This window comes from Martelella mediterranea DSM 17316, assembly GCF_002043005.1.
Taxonomy (GTDB): Bacteria; Pseudomonadota; Alphaproteobacteria; order Rhizobiales; family Rhizobiaceae; genus Martelella; species Martelella mediterranea.
Genome location: NZ_CP020331.1, coordinates 520,567 through 538,222, shown reverse-complemented (window position 1 = coordinate 538,222; position 17,656 = coordinate 520,567). Strand labels below are relative to the sequence as shown.

The 17,656-nt window shown below is 64.7% G+C and carries 9 protein-coding genes; 5 read left to right on the top strand and 4 right to left on the bottom strand.

What is annotated here, in order from left to right:
* Nucleotides 1-2 precede the first annotated feature (2 nt).
* The 3 genes from Mame_RS24220 (at nt 3) to Mame_RS24210 (ending at nt 11,844) form a co-directional block, all read left to right on the top strand.
* Nucleotides 3-1,076, top strand: a complete 1,074-nt coding sequence (locus Mame_RS24220; RefSeq protein WP_018066808.1) for a saccharopine dehydrogenase family protein — start codon at nt 3-5, stop codon at nt 1,074-1,076.
* Nucleotides 1,077-1,374: 298 nt separating this feature from the next.
* A complete protein-coding gene (locus tag Mame_RS24215; RefSeq protein WP_162141096.1) occupies nt 1,375-4,890 on the top strand; it encodes an autotransporter domain-containing protein in 3,516 nt (1,171 codons plus the stop codon).
* Nucleotides 4,891-5,106: 216 nt separating this feature from the next.
* Nucleotides 5,107-11,844 carry an autotransporter outer membrane beta-barrel domain-containing protein gene (locus Mame_RS24210; protein WP_018066806.1) on the top strand — a complete coding sequence of 2,246 codons (6,738 nt, stop codon included), beginning with the start codon at nt 5,107-5,109 and terminating at the stop codon, nt 11,842-11,844.
* 41 nt (nt 11,845-11,885) lie between these two features.
* On the opposite strand, the gene Mame_RS24205 is transcribed toward Mame_RS24210, so the two are convergent.
* From Mame_RS24205 to Mame_RS24190, 4 genes are read right to left on the bottom strand one after another with little or no spacing between them, the layout of a single operon-like run.
* Complete coding sequence (locus Mame_RS24205) at nt 11,886-12,926, bottom strand: HlyD family secretion protein (protein ID WP_018066805.1); 1,041 nt, start codon at nt 12,924-12,926, stop codon at nt 11,886-11,888.
* Between the two features lie 21 nt (nt 12,927-12,947).
* Complete coding sequence (locus Mame_RS24200; protein WP_018066804.1) at nt 12,948-14,636, bottom strand: MFS transporter; 1,689 nt, start codon at nt 14,634-14,636, stop codon at nt 12,948-12,950.
* Nucleotides 14,633-15,085 carry a MarR family winged helix-turn-helix transcriptional regulator gene (locus Mame_RS24195; RefSeq protein ID WP_018066803.1) on the bottom strand — a complete coding sequence of 151 codons (453 nt, stop codon included), beginning with the start codon at nt 15,083-15,085 and terminating at the stop codon, nt 14,633-14,635. The genes Mame_RS24200 and Mame_RS24195 overlap by 4 nt, the downstream gene beginning before the upstream one ends.
* Before the next feature lie 34 nt (nt 15,086-15,119).
* Nucleotides 15,120-15,419 (bottom strand): hypothetical protein, encoded by a 300-nt coding sequence (locus Mame_RS24190; RefSeq protein ID WP_018066802.1) that lies wholly within the window; start codon nt 15,417-15,419, stop codon nt 15,120-15,122.
* 79 nt (nt 15,420-15,498) lie between these two features.
* Here Mame_RS24190 and Mame_RS24185 point away from each other — a divergent pair, with 79 nt between their 5' ends.
* Entirely contained in the window at nt 15,499-16,305 is an 807-nt protein-coding gene (locus Mame_RS24185; RefSeq protein WP_018066801.1) for a MarR family transcriptional regulator, read from the top strand.
* A 47-nt stretch (nt 16,306-16,352) separates the two neighbouring features.
* The gene (locus Mame_RS24180) at nt 16,353-17,630 is read left to right on the top strand and encodes an ABC transporter substrate-binding protein (protein WP_018066800.1); all 1,278 of its coding nucleotides are present in this window, start codon (nt 16,353-16,355) and stop codon (nt 17,628-17,630) included.
* The last annotated feature ends 26 nt before the right edge of the window (nt 17,631-17,656 follow it).

Here is a 17,656-nt window from a genome sequence, read left to right as displayed (position 1 = left end):
TCATGGACAGGTTCAAGATTGCGATCTTCGGCGCGGGCAAGGTCGGTTCGGCGCTTGCGGCAACGCTGTGTCTTACCTCAGACATCGACGTCACGATCATCGACCCTTCCGAGGAGGCGCTCGACGCGTTTGCGTCGCTCGGCCTTCCGGTGAAGGCGCTGCGCCAGCGCCAAAATGAGAAAATGCCCGCCGAGGCGCGCGGCAGCGATCTGATCGTTGCCGCCGCCCCCGACTGGGCTTCATCCGGCATTGCCGAGCTTGCAGGCGCTTCGAACGCGCATTTTCTGGACTTCTCCCCGATCCGGCCGGAAAATCTTTCCCTGCTGCAACAGCTTGCCCGAACCCGCGTCGTGCTTTCGGGCGCCGGCGTGGCGCCGGGGCTGGTGGACAACATCGCCTCGGGGCTGATGGAGCCCGGCCGGACAATCAGCGATCTGACGATCCGGGTCGGATCGCTGCCGCGCTACCCCACAAACCGGCTGGGCTACGGCCAGATCTGGGACATCGACGCGATGATCGAGGAATATACCCGGGCCTGCGAAGCCGTGCAGGACGGCAAGGCGGTGTTCCTGAAACCACTGGAGCATCTGGAAAAGGTCATTCTCGACGGAACGGCCTATGAGTGCTTCACCACCGCGCGCGGCCTGTCCGACCTAACGCCCTATCTGGAGGCCGGGGTGCGGAACGTCACCTTCAAGACCCTGCGCTATCCCGGCCATCTCGACTATATGCGCTTTCTTCTGGACGATCTGGGGCTGAAAACCCGCCGCGATATGCTGCGATCCCTGCTGATGAACGGACTGCCCGTCATCGACGAGGATGAACTCCTTCTGTTCCTGACGGCGCGCAGCACGCATCGCAACCGTCCCGCTGAACGATCGCTGTCGCTGCGCTTCCGCTCCGACCGGCATCAGTCGTTCAACGCCATGACCTCGGTCGCCGCCGCCTACGCCGCAAGCCTGATCGACCTTCTGCGAAAGGGCGCGTTCGGCGTAAGCGGCATGGTGGCCCACAACCGTATCGAGAGCGAACAATTGCTGGAAAACCCCTTCCTCAAGCGGCTGCTCGTGGCCTGACCGCGCCGGCCGCCACCCGCGAGCGCCTCATGTTGCCACAGATTCGGCAGGGTTAATAAATGTAATATTACCTACATAAAGTTGTGTTGATATCGACCTACAGCGGAGTTCACCCACCTTTTCCAACTTCTGTAGGTCAAAAATGTCAATAAAGTTACATTCCGTGTCCTCGACACGAAGCCGTACCAGCCATGCCCGTCGCGTCCGCCGCCTCTTGTGCGGCGCGGCTCTCGCCGGCTCGGTTGCAATGCCGATCGCTGGCCATGCTGCGGATGACGCCAAGGATACTGTTCGGATTTTGACTTTCAACACCTACCGCGAGTTGTTTTCCGGAGATGACGCCTCGATGAAGGCGTTCCTCGAAGCGGGTGACTACGATGTCATCGGCCTTCAGGAGCTGTGCTACTACGCCAGCCAGTGCACCTATATGGATACGATACCGGAGATGCTGTCCGGCCAGGGCTGGTCGAATGCCGCGGGTTACCGCGATGGCGAGGATGGCGTCGTGACGCGCTTTGCCGGTGAAGGCGGCTCCCACCACTGGGGCAATTACTTCTCCGGGCAGTTCGCCTATGTGACGGCGGATGCAAGCGAGGGTCTACCGCAGACGACCTATGCCTCCGCGCATTTCGACTGGCGCAACGAGCCGGAGACCTACCGGATCAGCGAAGCGAAACAGGTCAATAACTGGGTTCTGGATCACAACAACCCGGTTATCCTGATGGGCGATCTGAATGCCGGCGACGTTTCCGAGCGCGGTCTGAGTTCCGCCCTGCAGCAGGCCTATCTCTATACCCGCGTCATTTACGACGCGGCGCCGTCGCAGCTCTGGCGCGATCTCGTTCTCGAATATGCGCCGGAAGGCAGGGAAGATCAGGCGCAGGCCTATATCGACGCGATGCGCGCCACCGATCCCAACAATGCCAAGCACTATCGCAATGTGCTGCAGGCCTATTTCGACGCCCACCCGGAAGAATTCCCCGGAATTTCGAAGATCTCCGACATGAGCTGGGAACAGTGGGCGGTCATCATCCAGAAGGACATGGCCTCCAACGGTCTCGTGCTCGAGGATGAAACCTACCCGACCGCAAGCAACCAGCCGGTGACGATGAACATTCTGAAGAAGCGGTTCATCGCGCTCAACTCGGCCTCCACGCGGGAAGGCTACGCGCCGCATAGCCATGGCGACGGCAGCGTCACCTGGCCGGGCACGGAATATGACGAAGGCAATATCACCTCGCCCGGCTGGGCCCATGGAAAGATCGACCACTTCCTGGCCTCCCGCCCCTATGGCAAGTGGTGGACCGTGGTGGACGCCCCCGACGACGACTATCTCGGCGTCCTGAACGGCATCGCGGTCAACGACGATGGCAAGGCGCTTTCCGACCACGAACTGGTCGCCCACGAAATCCGCTGGGTCGGTCCCGTGCTGGAGGCCTATGAAGGCGACGCGAGCAAGAAGACCCTGATCTGGAGCGCGGACGCCAACACGTTCGCGGAAGATGGCGGCGTCTTCCATCTCACCCGCAACAATATGCGCACCGATATGACCATCGGCCAGATTTCCGATGATGACGGTAATCCGATCTTCACCGATCTCCCGGTCGACGTGCTGAAAACCAAGCTCGACTGCGAAAGCGACGAGGCATGGCTGCAGGATGCGATCGCGGCCTACTGCATTGACGATCATGCCTTCATCGGCGAAACGCTGATCACCGATGGCGGCACGATCATCGTCGCTGAGGACCTGGCGCTCGGCAATGCCGACGCCGATCTTCGCCTAAACAACGGCACGCTCGCGATTGCGGGCACGGCGATGCCGACGCTCGACCGAAACGTCGTCCTGGAAGGCGTCGGCGGCACGCTCCACGTCTCCGACGCCGCGGCAAATGTCACGGCGCTGGGGACGATCTCGGGCGAAGGCGCGCTGACCAAGGCAGGCGACGGCGCGCTGGTGCTCGCCGGCGCAAACACCTATGCCGGCGGCACCTTCATCGAAAGCGGCACGCTTGGCGCGCTCGGCGGCGCGGCATTGCCGGATTACGGCACGGTGGCAATCGCCGAAAATGCCCGGCTTGCGCTTGGCGATGACGAAACCATTGGCGGGCTGACGGGTGCGGGCTCCGTCGATACCGGCAGCGCCATACTGACCGTCGGCGCGGATGGCAGCACGACGGCCTTTGCCGGCGCGATCGCGGGTTCGGGCGGCCTGACAAAGACCGGCGGCGGCGCGCTGAACCTGACCGGCGTCCACGCCTATTCAGGCGAGACCTTCGTCAATGGCGGCGCGCTGTTCGTCAACGGTTCGATTGCGGCCTCCGGCCTGACGACTATCAATGACGGCGGCCTGCTCGGCGGCAACGGAACGCTCGGCAGCCTGCGTGTTGCGGGCGGCGGCACGCTTTCGCCCGGCAACTCGATCGGCATGCTCACCGTCCAGGGCGATGTCACCTTCGAGCAGGGCTCGAACTTCATCGTCGAGGTCGATGCCGAGGGCAATGCCGACAAGGTCATCGCCTCCGGCACGGCCACGATCAATGGCGGCACAATGGCGACGGTTGCCGCCAATGGCAATTACCAGGCAGGCGCCCGCTATGCGGTGCTCATCGCCGATGGCGGCGTGACCGGCGCCTTCGACAGCGTTACCACCAACATGGCCTTCCTGACGCCAAGCTTCGACGCGGCCAGCGGCCAGCTCGTGCTTTCGACCGAGCGCAACGATACGCCCTACGCCTTTGTCGGCACGACTCAGAACCGCAAGGCCGTGGCCGCGGCCATTGACGGTCTCGGCGGCGGCGGGCTCTACGACTCGATCGTCGGCCTTGATGCGGGTACCGCCGATTATGCCTTCAACCAGCTTTCCGGCGAACTCTATCCCTCCGTCACCGCTGCACTGGCGGAAGACAGTCACTTCTTCCGCGACGCCGTTACCGCACGCTTTTCCGGCGGCGCAGCCGCAGAAACGGGCACAGGCGCTGGAACGGGGACCGAAGGCCAGTTCTCGGTCTGGAGCCACGCCTATGGCGCGCATGGCTCGCTCGACGGCAATGATGTCGCAACACTCGACCGTAACACCGGCGGCTTCTACTTCGGCGGCGACGCCGCGCTTTCGGACGCCTTCACGCTTGGCGCGATGGCGGGCTATGGCCGTTCGAGCTTCAGCCTCGATGGCCAGGGCGCTTCCGCCGACACCGACAGCTATCTGATCGGCGTCTATGGCGCGGCCAGCGTCGATGCCTTCCGGTTGACCTTCGGCGGCGCCTATGCCTTCAACGAGACCGATGCCAGGCGCACGATCGATTTCGGTTCGCTTTCGGACAATCTGACGGCGAGCTATGACGGCTCCGTCAGCCAGGTCTTCGCCGAGGCCGCCTATCGGATCGACTTTGCCGGCGGCGTGTTCGAGCCCTATCTCGGCCTCGCCCAGGTTCATGCCGAAACCGACGGCTTTACCGACAACGGCAGCATGGCGGCGCTTTCGGCTGGCGACGGCGACATGAACGTCACCTATATGGATCTTGGTGTTCGCGCCTCGAAGACCTTCGCGATCGGCGAGCGGACCGCGAGCGTCAACGGCCAGATCGGCTGGCGTCACGCCTTCGGCGACATCACGCCGGAGATGGCCATGGCGATTGCCGGAAGCGCGCCGTTTTCCATCGAGGGCACGCCGATCAACGAGAACGCGGCCATCGTCAATGCGGGGCTGAATTTCAACCTGGCCGAAAACGCCAATCTCTACGTCAACTATGTCGGCCAGTTTTCCGACGGCGGCAGCGAGAACGGCGTCAATGCCGGGCTGAAGATCCGTTTCTAGCGCGCCGCCCCGAAATCGGGGCTTCGCAATGCGACTTGATTTGCAGAAGGTCGGGGCTGTCGGGTGGCGGCTCTGGCCTTCGTGCCGATTCATCGAGTGAAACGGCCGTTTCATCGGCGACGCGTTGACCGGTTTTGGCCCGCTCTTTACAGCCATCATGCACTTTTCCATTGTTAACATCGCCGCTGCGGCGAGCTGAGGGACGAGGACAGACTGATGGCCAAGGGTTGGAAGCGTCTGGGGGGCGAGCGCGGCGCGGTTCGCGGAACCGGAAACAACGGAGCGACCGGAGCGTCGCTCCTCCTGACAACGGTCTCCGCCCTCGCCCTGCTGATGCCGCCGGCAGCCGGGGCGCAGACCGTGTTCTGCCTCTCCCCTGACGACGCCAGTTCCTGCACGATTTCGAGCGGCACCTACACGGCCAGCTATCCGCTGGTCGGCGAGGGCGATGATGGCGACGACGACAGCAATGGCGATGATGGCCCCGATTATCGGCTCGACAATTATGGCACCATCACCATCGGCGACGACGGCCGCTATGGCCTGGCGCTCTCCTCCAGCGGCGGCGACGGCGACGATGACGGCCACACCGATGGCGGCGATGGCGGCAATCTCTCGGTCTACAACTACGCCCCGATCACCATTGCCGGATCCTCGAACGACGAGGTCTACGGCATTCTCGTCCAGAGCCTCGGCGGCCATGGCGGCGGCGACGAGGACGATACCGGCGCCGGCGGCGATGATGGCGGGCGCGGCGGCGACAGCGGCACGATCACCATCGAGAACAATTCCACCATCTCGCTTCAGCAGGCGCTTCCGAACGGCGGCGCGGGCATCTATGCGCTCGCCCATGCCGGCAAGGGCGGCGACCAGGATTCGACGGTCGGTGACCAGCGCGGCGGCAGTAGCGGCGACGCCAAGGACATGGCCATCGTCAACAATGGCGCGATCACGCTCGGCACGAGCAGCGCCCATATCGACGGCCGCGACTTCGGCTGGGGCATCGCCGCGATCGCCGAGGGTAACAAGGGCGGCCATGACAATGGCAATGGCGGCACGGGCGGCAATATCTCCGTCACCAACAATGGCACGATCGACATCTACTGGAACGACCACAACGGCTCCGATGACGGCGTGCGCGGCATCTATGCGCTGAGCAAGGGCGGCGATGGCCGGGATTCCGAAGACAACAGCGACAAGGGCGGAAAGGGCGAGGCCGGCTACCAGGTCGAGGTCTACGTCAATAACGACATCCATATCGTTTCCGACAACCATGTCGACGGGCTTTCCGGCGCGGTGGTGGCCATCAGCCAGGGCGGCGATGGCGGCGAGGCGCCCGGCAGCAACAAGGGCGGAGACGGCGGCAATGCCGGCGACACCAGCGGCGATGTCGCCGGCCTCAGCAAGGTCGAACTGCATGGCAGCGCCAACATCACCACCCAGGGCGAGGCGATTTCGGGCGTCGTGATGCGCAGCAAGGGTGGCGATGGCGGCGATGGCGAGGACGGCGAACGCGACAGTTCCGGCGGCGATGGCGGCAATGGCGGCGCGCTTTCCGTCGGCATCTACGACACCGCCTCGATCACCACGTCCGGCACGTCTGCCTATGCTTTCCTCGCCCAGTCGATCGGCGGGACCGGCGGCGATGGCGGCGACAATACAGCCCTCGTCGGCCAGACCGGCGGCGGCGGCGTTGGCGGCGATGGCGGGCGCATCACCTTTGCGACCGACAGCGGCACGCAGACCGAGACCTTCGGCGATTATTCCGCGGCCATTGCCCTGCAGTCGATCGGCGGCGGCGGAGGCACCGGCGGCGATTTCGTCACCGTGCTCGGGGCCGGCGGCGCCGGCGGACAGGGCGGCGATGGCGGCGCGATCACCGCGTCCAATGCCGGCCTGATCTACACCAGCGGCAATCTGGCGCCCGGCATGCTGGTCCAGTCGATCGCCGGCAGTGGCGGCGCGGGCGACCTGCCGGTCGCCTCGATCATCAGCCTTGGCGGCGATGGCGGCCTTGGCGGCGATGGCGGCCATGTCTCCGTCACCAATACCGGCATCATCGCGACCTTCGGCTATGGTTCGCGCGGCATCATCGCCCAATCGATCAGCGGCGGCGGGGGTGCAGCCGGCACGCTTGGCGGCGGCAAGCTGATTGTCGGCGGCAGCGGCGGCGGCGGCGGGGCCGGCGGCCTCGTCCAGGTTTACAATCGCGGTTCCGTGCAGACCTCGCGCAACGCCTCGACCGGCATTCTGGCGCAGTCGATCGGCGGCGGCGGCGGCGCGGGCGCTGGCGGTTTCGGCCTGCTTTCCGTCGGCGGCGATGGCGGCGAAGGCGGCGATGCCGGCGCGGTTCAAGCCTTCCTGGAAGACAGTTCGATCTATACCGGCGGCGATTTCTCCTATGGCCTATCCGCCCAGTCGATCGGCGGCGGCGGCGGGGATGGCGGCGACGTGCTTGATTTCGGCGTGCTTGTCGGCGTCGGCATCGGCGGCAGCGGCGGGATCGGCGGCGATGGCGGCCCCGTCTCCGTCGGCAACCGCAATCTCGCCACCGGCGCCTATAGCGGCGCGCCGGCCGTCGCCACCGCCGGCGATAATGCCTCGGCCATTCTCGCGCAGTCGATCGGCGGCGGCGGAGGCACGGGCGGCAATGCGGTCAGCGAAGCGGTGCTGACGGTCGCACAGCTTACGGTGGGCGGCGACGCCGGCGATGGCAGCACCGGCGGCAGGGTCGACGTCGCCTTCGATAGCCTGCAGGCATCGACGCTCGGTTCCAATTCCAACGGTATCGTGGCGCAATCGATCGGCGGTGGCGGCGGCATTGGCGGCGCGGCTTACGGCGCGAATGAATCGCTGGTGTTCGCCTCGACCTTCTCGCTTGGCGGCACGGGCGGCCAGGGCGGCGATGGCGGCCGGGTCAATGTCGACCTCACCGACAGCATTATCTCCACCGGCACGGCGGGCGACGACACGTCGGATTCGATCGGCATCCTCGCCCAGTCCATCGGCGGCGGCGGCGGCATTGGCGGGCGCGCCATGTCGGCCGCGATCGCCCAGGTGATCCCGGTCGAGGTCCCGGTATCGATGAGCTTTACCCTCTCGGCGGGCGGCGATGGCGGCGCGGCCGGCAAGGGCGGCGATGTCGATGTCGGCCTCAACGGCACGACCGGCGTGGTGACCGCCGGCGACGGCTCGCACGGCATTCTCGCACAGTCGGTTGGCGGTGGCGGCGGCACGGGCGGCAATTCATGGACCTATGCCATGACCAGCGGCCTCGGCGCCGGCGTGTTCTCCGCATCCTTCGGCGAGACGCTCGGCAGTACGGGCGGAGCCGGCGGCAATGGCGACACCGTTACCGTGGCGCTCAACGACACGGCCTCGGTCGTAACCAGCGGCAACAATGCCGATGGCATCGTGGCGCAATCGATCGGCGGCGGCGGCGGCAATGCCGGGCGGGCATCGACAGGTGCCTCCGCCTCGTTCGGGTTTGTCGGCTTCACCGGCAAGAAACAGCTTGGCGGCGATGGCGGCGCGGGCGGCAACGGCGACTATGTCACGGTCACGCTTGCCAATGGCGCCGGCGTTCAGACCACGGGCGACAATTCCCACGGCATCGTGGCGCAGTCGATCGGCGGCGGCGGCGGCACCTCGCAGGGCAGCGCCTTCGGCATTTCCGGCAAGGTCGGCGTTACGGGCACGCCGATGACGGTGACCGGCTCGCTGTCGATGACGCTTGGCCTGCAGGGCGGCGTGGGCGGCGACGGCTCCGACGTAACGATCTCCGACTACGGCACCATCACCACGACCGGTGTCGGCTCCATCGGCATCGCGGCGCAGTCGATCGGGGGCGGCGGCGGTATCGGCGGCTCGGTCGCCGGCAATGATGTCGCGGCGGGCTCCTACCTCTCGCTGCTCTACCAGACCTATCAGGGCAATGTCGGCATCGGCGGCGCGGGCGGCACGGGCGGCGTCGGCAAGGCGGTCGACGTCACCTTCGGCGGCTCCATCGGCACGAAGGGCGATCATGCGATCGGCATCATGGCCCAGTCGATCGGCGGCGGCGGCGGCCTCGGCGGGGCGGCAACCATCCCCGGCGGCCGGGTGACCGGCGAGGCCAACCTCCTGCTCGGCGGCACGGGCGGCGACGGCGGCGACGGCGGCAAGGTGACGGCGACCTTCGAAAACGCCAATGCGATCGTGACCAACGGCGTGATGGCGCATGGCGTGCTGCTGCAATCGATCGGCGGCGGCGGCGGCGTTGGCGGCGATGCGACCGACAATCCTTTCGGCGCGATGGTGCTCGGCGCCAATTTCGGCGGCGATGGCGGTGAAGGCTCGGATGGCGACACCGTCACCGTGAAGGGTGGCACCGCCAATATCGCGACCGATGGCAATGACGCAATGGGCCTGGTGGCCCAGTCGGTCGGCGGCGGCGGCGGGCTTGGGGCGATCGGCAGCGGACAAGATTCCTACCGCCTGCGCGACGCGACGCTGCAAATTCAGGTCGGCGGCAATGGCGGAAGAAGCGCCCATGGCGGCGATGTCAACATCCAGTCCGGCCTCAACATCACCACCAATGGCAGCCGCGCCTTTGGCGTGCTCGCCCAGTCGGTGGGCGGCGGCGGCGGCATAGGCGCGGTCGGCGCGTCCGATGTCATCCTGTCGCTCGGCGTCGGCGGCCGCGGCGGTTCCGGCGGCGACGGCGGCGATGTCACCGTGATCGCGGGCAATGGCAGTTCTATCGAAACCCATGGCAGCGGCGCGCACGGCCTCTTCGCCCAGTCGGTCGGCGGCGGCGGCGGCATTGCCGGCGATGCGACGACGTCGACGCTCTCGCTCGACCGCAAGTTCGACAGCATCAACGGCAGCGGCGACGGCGGCGATGTCGGCGTAGAGTTCGACGGCACGATCCAAGTCTCGGGCGTCGACGCCTACGGCATCGTCGCGCAGTCGATCGGCGGCGGCGGCGGATTTGGCGGCGACAGTTCCGGCGCGTTCGCCGGCTCGACCAGCCTGTTCGGCGATGGTCACGGCGGCGACGTCAACGTCGTCCAGAGCGGCGAGGTCAACGCGATCGGCTCGAACGGCATCGGCATTTTCGCGCAGAGCCAGGGCGCTGCCAGTACCGATGCGTCCGATCTCGGAACGATCAGCATCGAGGTCGGCGGCAATGTCGGCGGCGGCACAAACCAGGGCGCGGGCGTCTTCGTCAGCGGCGGGCGCGACAATGTGCTGCTCGTCGATAATGGCGCCATGGTCAGCGCCTATTCCGGCACGGCGGTCCGCTTCGTCGGCGACAGGTCATCGGCGGACGGCAGCAGGCTGGACATCTACAATTACGGCGTTGTCGCTGGCGATGTCCTGCTCGAAAACGCCGACGGCAACGGTTCGGGCGCGGGCTATGAATACGACCTTGCGACCCAGAGCCTGGCGACGACCGCGTTCATCGCGGTGCCCTACAATGCCGGCGCGTTCAACAATTTCGGCGTCAGCCGGGGCGCGCGGACGCTGCAGGCCAATGTGGTCAACCACGGCCAGCTGTTCGTCGGCGACGAGAATGGCATCGGCGAGACCCGCGTGACCGGCAATTTCCGGCAGGTGGACAGCGGAACGCTGGTCGTCGATGCCGATTTCGAGAACAACCGGATCGACCAGCTCATCCTGCAACAGGACGCGACTCTTTCGGGCACGCTCGACGTCGCGCCGATCTCGCTGCTGCCCCGCAAGCTCCCCTTCCTCACGGTGGATGGCGCGCGCACCGGCACGCTGACCGGCAAGCTGCATGACATCTTCACCTACAGGGTTCTGGAGGAAGGCTCGTCGCTGGCCTTGTCGGTCGATGCCGACTTCGACGGTTCGCGCTTCGGCCTGACCGGCAATCGCGCCCGCATCGCCGACTATTTCCAGCGGGTCTGGGACACGGGCGGCGAAGGGTTCGGCACAGGTTTTGCCGAACTCGCCAGGGCCGGCGGCAGCGGACTTGCCAATGCGATCGACGCGATCCACTCGCCGATGGCCGCCGTACCTGCGGCGCAGTCCGCGACGATGGCCGCGCAGCGTCTCGACCGGCTGATGAGCTGCCCGGTCTTCGACGGCCCGACGGCGATGATCGTGCAGACGGAATGCGTCTGGGCCCAGTTCGGCGGCCAGCGCTTTAACCAGGGCACGATCGATGGCGTCAGCGGTTATGATGACACCACCTACAGCTACGCCCTTGGCGGGCAGTTCGCCATTGCCGATGATCTGTTCATGGGGCTGACGGCGGCTTATGAGAATAGCGACATCAACGGCGCGGACGGCCGCACCTCGGTCAACGGCGACACCTTCGCGGTCGGCGCAAGCCTGAAATACAATCCCGGGCCATGGCTTTTTGCCGGCGCGGTTTCGGGCAGCTACGGCTCGTTCGACAACAGCCGCCAGTCGATCCTCGGTTCGACAGGCGGCCTGGCGACCAGCTCCAGCGACGTGACCACCTTCGCCGCCCGCGGGAGGATGGCCTACACCTTCGCGCAGGACAGCTTCTACGCCAAGCCCTATGTCGATATCGACCTGATCTACGCCAATGCCGGCGGTTACACCGAAACCGGAGCCGGCGTCTTCAACCAGACGGTGGAAGACAGCGACCAGTGGGCGATCATGGCCTCGCCCTCGTTCGAGGTCGGCTCGCGCTTCGCTCTCTCGGAAACCTACCAGCTTCGCGGTTATGCGCGGGCCGGCGTGACCGTCTCGTCGGCTGACGACTGGAACACCAAGGCCCGCTTCACCGCAGCCCCGGCAGGTGCTGGAACCTTCGATATCACCCTGCCGATGGACGATGTGTTCGGTCGGGTGAGCCTCGGCGCGGAGCTGACCAATCTCAACAACGGCATGCATCTGCGCGCCGAATATGACGGGGCGTTCTCGGAGAACACCTCCAGCAATTCCGGAATGCTCCGGTTCTCCTACGATTTCTGAAGCTCGAGGCGCCCCGGCAAAGGGGCGCCTCAAAAATGCGATCAGCTCTGGCTGGTGTCGACGCGGGCGATGACCGAAAGGCCGGGGGCGAGCTTGTCGGCATCGGTCTGGCCCGGATCAATTTCGATCCTGACGGGGACGCGCTGGGCGACCTTGGTGAAATTGCCGGTGGCATTGTCCGGCGTGATCACCGAGAACTGCGAGCCTGAGGCCGGAGAGAAGCTCTCGATATGGCCGGTGAAGGCCTCGCCGTTCAGGGCATCGACGGTGAAGGTGACCTTCTGGCCCGGCTTCAATCCCTTGAGCTGGGTTTCCTTGTAATTCGCGATCACCCAGCGGCTGTCTGGCACCAGCGCCACGAGCTGGGCGCCGGCGGTAACATACTGCCCCTCGCGCGCCTTGACCTGGCCGAGCGTGCCGTCGCGCGGCGCCGTGATCTTCGTGTTTTCCAGGTTGATTTCGGCAAGCGAGCGCGCAGCCTCGGCCGCGGCCACGCTGGCTTCGAGGGCCCGGCGATTTACGATCGTGGTCTGCAGCGCTTCCCTGGCGACCGCAACCTTGGCATTGGCCTGCGCGACAGCGGCTTTCGCCTGATCGAGCGTTGCCCGCGCCTTGTCCATGTCGCTGCCGGTGGAAAGCTCCTTGGCGCTCAGGCGCTCCATGCGGTCCCATTGCGACTTTGCGTTTTCAAGGCTTGCCTTGGCGCTTTCTACGCCGGCTTCGGCCGAGCTGATATTGGCCTTCGCGGTCTTTTGCGCCTGCGCGTTGCTATCGAGCGCGGCTTCGGCCGAGCGCAGGCTGGCCTCGGCCTGAGCAAGCTGCTGGCTATAGATGCGGTCGTCGAGACGGACCAGGAGATCGCCCTTCCTGACCGTCTGGAAATCGGTCACGGGGACTTCGGCCACAAGGGCGGAGAGCTGCGGCGAAAGCAGCGTGACCTTGCCCTGGACATAGGCGTCGTCGGTGCGCTCCACGGCGCCACCGAAGGGCGGCAGGTTCCAGGCAAACAACAGGGCGACGATCCCGGCTATACCGATGGCGAGCGTCAGATAGGTGGCGAATGAGCGGATAATGCGTGTCATCTTGAAATGTCTTTTTGGTTGTCAGGCGGGGAGGCCTTCGGCGGCGGCGCGCTTGTGTTCCCATGTCTCGAAGGCGACATCGACGATGAGAACGACAAGGGCGACGCAGGCCAGAAGGCAGAGGAAACGGAAGGCGTCGTTATAGGCAAGCACATAGGCCTGCTGGCGCACCTGGCTCGCAAACTGGACCGCGCCTTCGGCCTTTCGCACCACCGTGTCGCTTATGGTCGAACCATAGGCCCCGGCAAGTTGGGCGATGCGCTGGCTGACGAGCGGATCGCCGGCGGCGAGATCCTGCGCAAGTGCTGCGGAATGGACCTGCTCGCGCCATGTGACGAAGCTTCCGAACAGGGCAGAGCCGAGGATCCCCCCGATGCGCTGGGTGGTGAGAAACACGATGATGAAGCTCAGGAGATAATTGGGTCCGCGTTTCAGCGCCGCCATGATGCCGACCAGCATGGCGGGCGGCAGGTAGAGGCCCGCCGCAAAGGCGATCAGGGTCTGGCTCAGATACATCTGCGAGGGACGGGTAAGGCTGGTGGAATGGCTGTCGAGCCAGGTCCCGATAATCAGCAGCACCAGCGCGAAGCCATGCATGGCGGCAACCCGTCCGGGCTTCAGCAGCATGGCGCAGGCGGCGCCGGCCGCGATCGTTGCCAGCAGGATGACGATATAGAGCCCGCGCAACTGCTCATTGCCGAGCCCGAGCATCATGAAAAACGCCCGCGCACCGCTCGACTGCTCCGAGAGGATGATGCGGAAGATCAAGAGCGCGCCGGTGAAATGGATGATCTCGGCGGAGGTGATCCATCTGATGTCGAGCAGAGGGTTCTCCCGGTGCGTCTCCATCAGCACCATGATCGTCAGGCAGGCGACGCCGAGGATCATCAGCCAGCCGATCCACGGCTTTTCCGTCCACCAGTAGATCCTCCCGACCGTCAGCGCGACGGTGAGCGCGCCCATGCCGACGAACAGGAAGCCGAAGGCGATCAGGTCGTTGCGGCTGATCACCTTGACCCGTTCGCCCGACACCAGCGGCAGCTTGTAGATCAGGGCGAGCGAAATCAGGGCGAGGCCGATCTCGCAGATATAAAGCCGCTGCCAGCCGCCGTGGTCCAGAAGCACCGGCGCCATCAGCCCGGCAAGCGGCGTGCCGAGCGAAATCACCGTCATCGCGGCGCAGATGCCGATCGAGAACTTCTTCTCGCGCGGCAGGCCCTCGAGCATGTAGAGGATCGCGATCGACGACATCGGCGCGGCGGCGACGCCGGCAAAGAAACGCACGATGATCGCGGACTGATAGCTGTCGGTCCACAGATGGCAGAGACTGATCAGCACATAGAGAACGATCGAATATTCGGCGAAGCGGCGAATCCCGAATTGCTGGCGCATCTTGAACAGCATCAGCGTCAGGCTGGCATTGGGAACAAGATAGGCGGCAAGCAGCCATGTCGCCTCTGCCGTCGTGGCTTTCAGCGGGCCGGCGATCTGCTGGATCGACACGGTGATGAATGACATGCCAAGGGCCTGGGTCAGGCCGACGACGGTTGCGGCGAACATGTAGAGCAGCAATTGCGGCAGCGGCTTTGGCGGCTGCGCCGGCGGCGCGCCCGGATAGAGCGGCGGCGGCGCAGCCGGTTGTTCGTCCGGCGTTTCGGCGGCTTTCTCTTCCGGCTCGTCGCTCAGTTCGGCGCTCTGGACGGCGCTCATGGTTCGCGCTCCATCCGCTCGATACGGTCGACGATCGCGTGCAGCAGGCTGGTCGCCTCCTTCAGCGCCTCTTCGTCTTCCGGAACGAAGAAGGTGCCGATAAAACCGGCGCGTTCGGCAAGAAGCCTTTCCGCCATCGCCTTTCCGTGCGGGCGCAGGCGCACCAGGTTGACCCTGCGGTCATCCGGGTCGGGCACCCGCTCGATCAGGTCGAGCTCCGCCATCCTGTCGAGCATGCGCACCAGAGTCGGCTTCTCCAGCTCCAGTTCGCAGGCAAGCGCGCTCTGATTGCAACTCTCGCTTTTCGCAAGCAGCGTCAGCACGCGGGCGCGCGAAAAGGTCAACCCCAGTTCCGCAACCCGCGCATTGTAAAGCGTGCGCATCTTGCGGCTGGTAACGCCTAGCGCCTCGATAAAGGCGATCTGCAACTCGGTCGATGTCTGGGACATGTCGATAGAACACTATATGTTAGGTAGCTATTAGTTAGCATACTACATATAAATTTGACGAAAGCAAGACCCGGCCCGGTTTCGGCGTGCCAAAAAGCATCGAATTCATTTTTTGATGAAGGCGATCAGCCTCGCCGCCCAGATCCTGCTGAACACGATCGGCCGCGTGTTCGCGGCGCGGTAGATCAGACTGTCTTGTCTGAGGCGATGACAGCGGCGATCCGCCGGTAGGCTTGAAAACGATATCCCGGATCGACGGCGCTTCATGCCGGGCAATCGTCAATATCAACATCGCCCAGGCCTTGCCTTGCTCTGCGAACAGCGTTTTGAGCACGCCACCCCTTGCATGAAATTTTATTTATGATAATTGTTAATTTCAATAATGAAATTTTAAGCGAGACTTGAATCGTCCAATGGGTCCCACCGATCGCATACTTGAGGTGCTTGAATACCTGGCTTCGGCGGGGTCGAAGCCGGTGAAACAGGTCGATATCGCACGCGATCTGGGTGTTTCGCCCGCGACCCTCAACCGGATCGTGAAAATCCTGTCCGATCGCGGCTACCTGTTCAGGACGTCGGAGAAATATCTGGTCAAGAACTTCACGCTGGAGCGCACCATCGCGATGTCGTCGGCCTATCTCGCAGAACTGGACCGTGCATCCAGGGCGCTGACGGAAAAGACCGGCGGCGCCGCGGAGATCGTGGTCGTCGTCGGGCACGAACTGCTCTGGCATTCCCGCACGCCGCATCCCGATCCGAACGTGACGATCCTGGCGCGCGGCGGTTTCCGGCGAAGCCTTTTGGAATTCGATGCGCTGTCGCGGCTCTATCTGTCCACGCTCGCGCCGGACGACCTCGAGCGCAATTTCGACCTGATCGGCTTCTTCGATACCGGCTGCGCCAGCGGTCGCGAAATCAAGTGGCTCGCCGAGGAGGAAGTTCGAAGCCGCATAGCGGCGACCCGCGGCAGCGATTTCGCCTGTGACGCGGTTGCAAACCATATCGGCATCCGCCGTTTCGCGACGATGGTTCAAGGCCCGGACAACGCCTTTCTGCATCTGCTGTCGATTGCCGACAACGCGCCCCCCGGAACAGGCGAGGGCGCGATTGCCACGCGCAACCGGGAGGCGCTTCTTAAGGAGAGAGATCGTCTTACGGAATTTCTGGCGAACGAACGCCGCGCAAACGAGGCCGCGGCCAAGTTCAGGCTCGTGCAATAGCCGGCAGGCGACACGGGCGAATTGTTCTCAAAAAGGAGGAGGAAACGATGCAATTCAAGACAATGATTTCAGGTGTCACGGCGCTGCTGTGCACCACCGCGCTCATGGGCGGGCAGGCAAGTGCCCAGGAGCAGGAAGTGAATGTCCTGCTGTTCTCGATGCCGTCCACGCAGGGCTTGCAGAAGCTGGCCGGCGACTTTGAGGCCGAAACGGGCATCAAGGCCAATATCGATGTTGTTGGCCAGAACGTGTTCGAAAACCGGATAACCCTGTCCTTTGCGGGCGGCGCGCGCGATATCGATGTGGTCCACACGCCCGTCATCCAGGTCCAGCGCTGGGTGGAGGCCGGATGGCTTCAGCCGATTACCGATCTGGTCGAAAATATCGAGGACCGTGACGACATTCTCGCCGGCCCTCTCAATTCCTATCTCGTCGACGGCGAATACTGGGCCGTGCCGTTCTTCGCCGAGACGGGGCTGATGGCGTACCGCCGTGACATTCTCGAGGCCGCAGGCGTCAATCCGCCCGAGACCTGGGAAGAGATGCTGAACGTCGCCGCCGCGATCGATTCCGGCGATACGGCCGCCATCGCCATGCGCGTCGCGCCCGGTCAGGGCTTCAACATGTTCGTCTTCCCGATGATCATGCGCGCCTATGGCGGAAAGTTCTTCGAGAACTACCCCGACGACCTGACGCCGGCGCTGGATTCGCCCGAAAATCTTGAGGCCCTGAAGACCTACATCACGCTGATGAACGATTACGGGCCGGAAGGCATCGGCAATTTCAACTTCCCGGAAGTGGTCGCCGCACTCCAGTCCGGTCAGGCCGCGATGACCGTGGACGGCACCTCGATCGTCAGCCAGGCCGTCGATCCCGAAAAGAGCCGGTTCGCCGATGAGTTCGTGCTGGCGCTCCCGCCCGGCGGCCCGGCCGGCCGTTCGCCCGCGATCGCCGTGCACGGTCTCGGCATTCCCGCCGGCGCCGAGCACAGCGAGGCTGCCCGCAAGTTCATAGAATGGGCAACGAGCACCGAAACCCTGACGAAGCTCGCGATCAATGAGGCCTATCCCGACTTCACCCGGGCTTCGGTGGCGCAGAACCCCGAGGTGAAGGCTAAATATGCCGGCATCCAGGACAATTTCCTCGACCTGCGCGTCGAAGCGCTGAACCTTGCGGTCGGAAACTATCGCCCGCTGATCCCGACCTGGCCGGAAATCGGCGCAGCCGTCGGCGAAAACATCAACGCCGCAGTCAATGGCCTGATGACGCCCGAGGAGGCCCTTGCGGCCGCTCAGGACGAGATGGAAGCCATCCTCGACAACTGATCGTTTCCCCCAGCGTATCCGCCGGT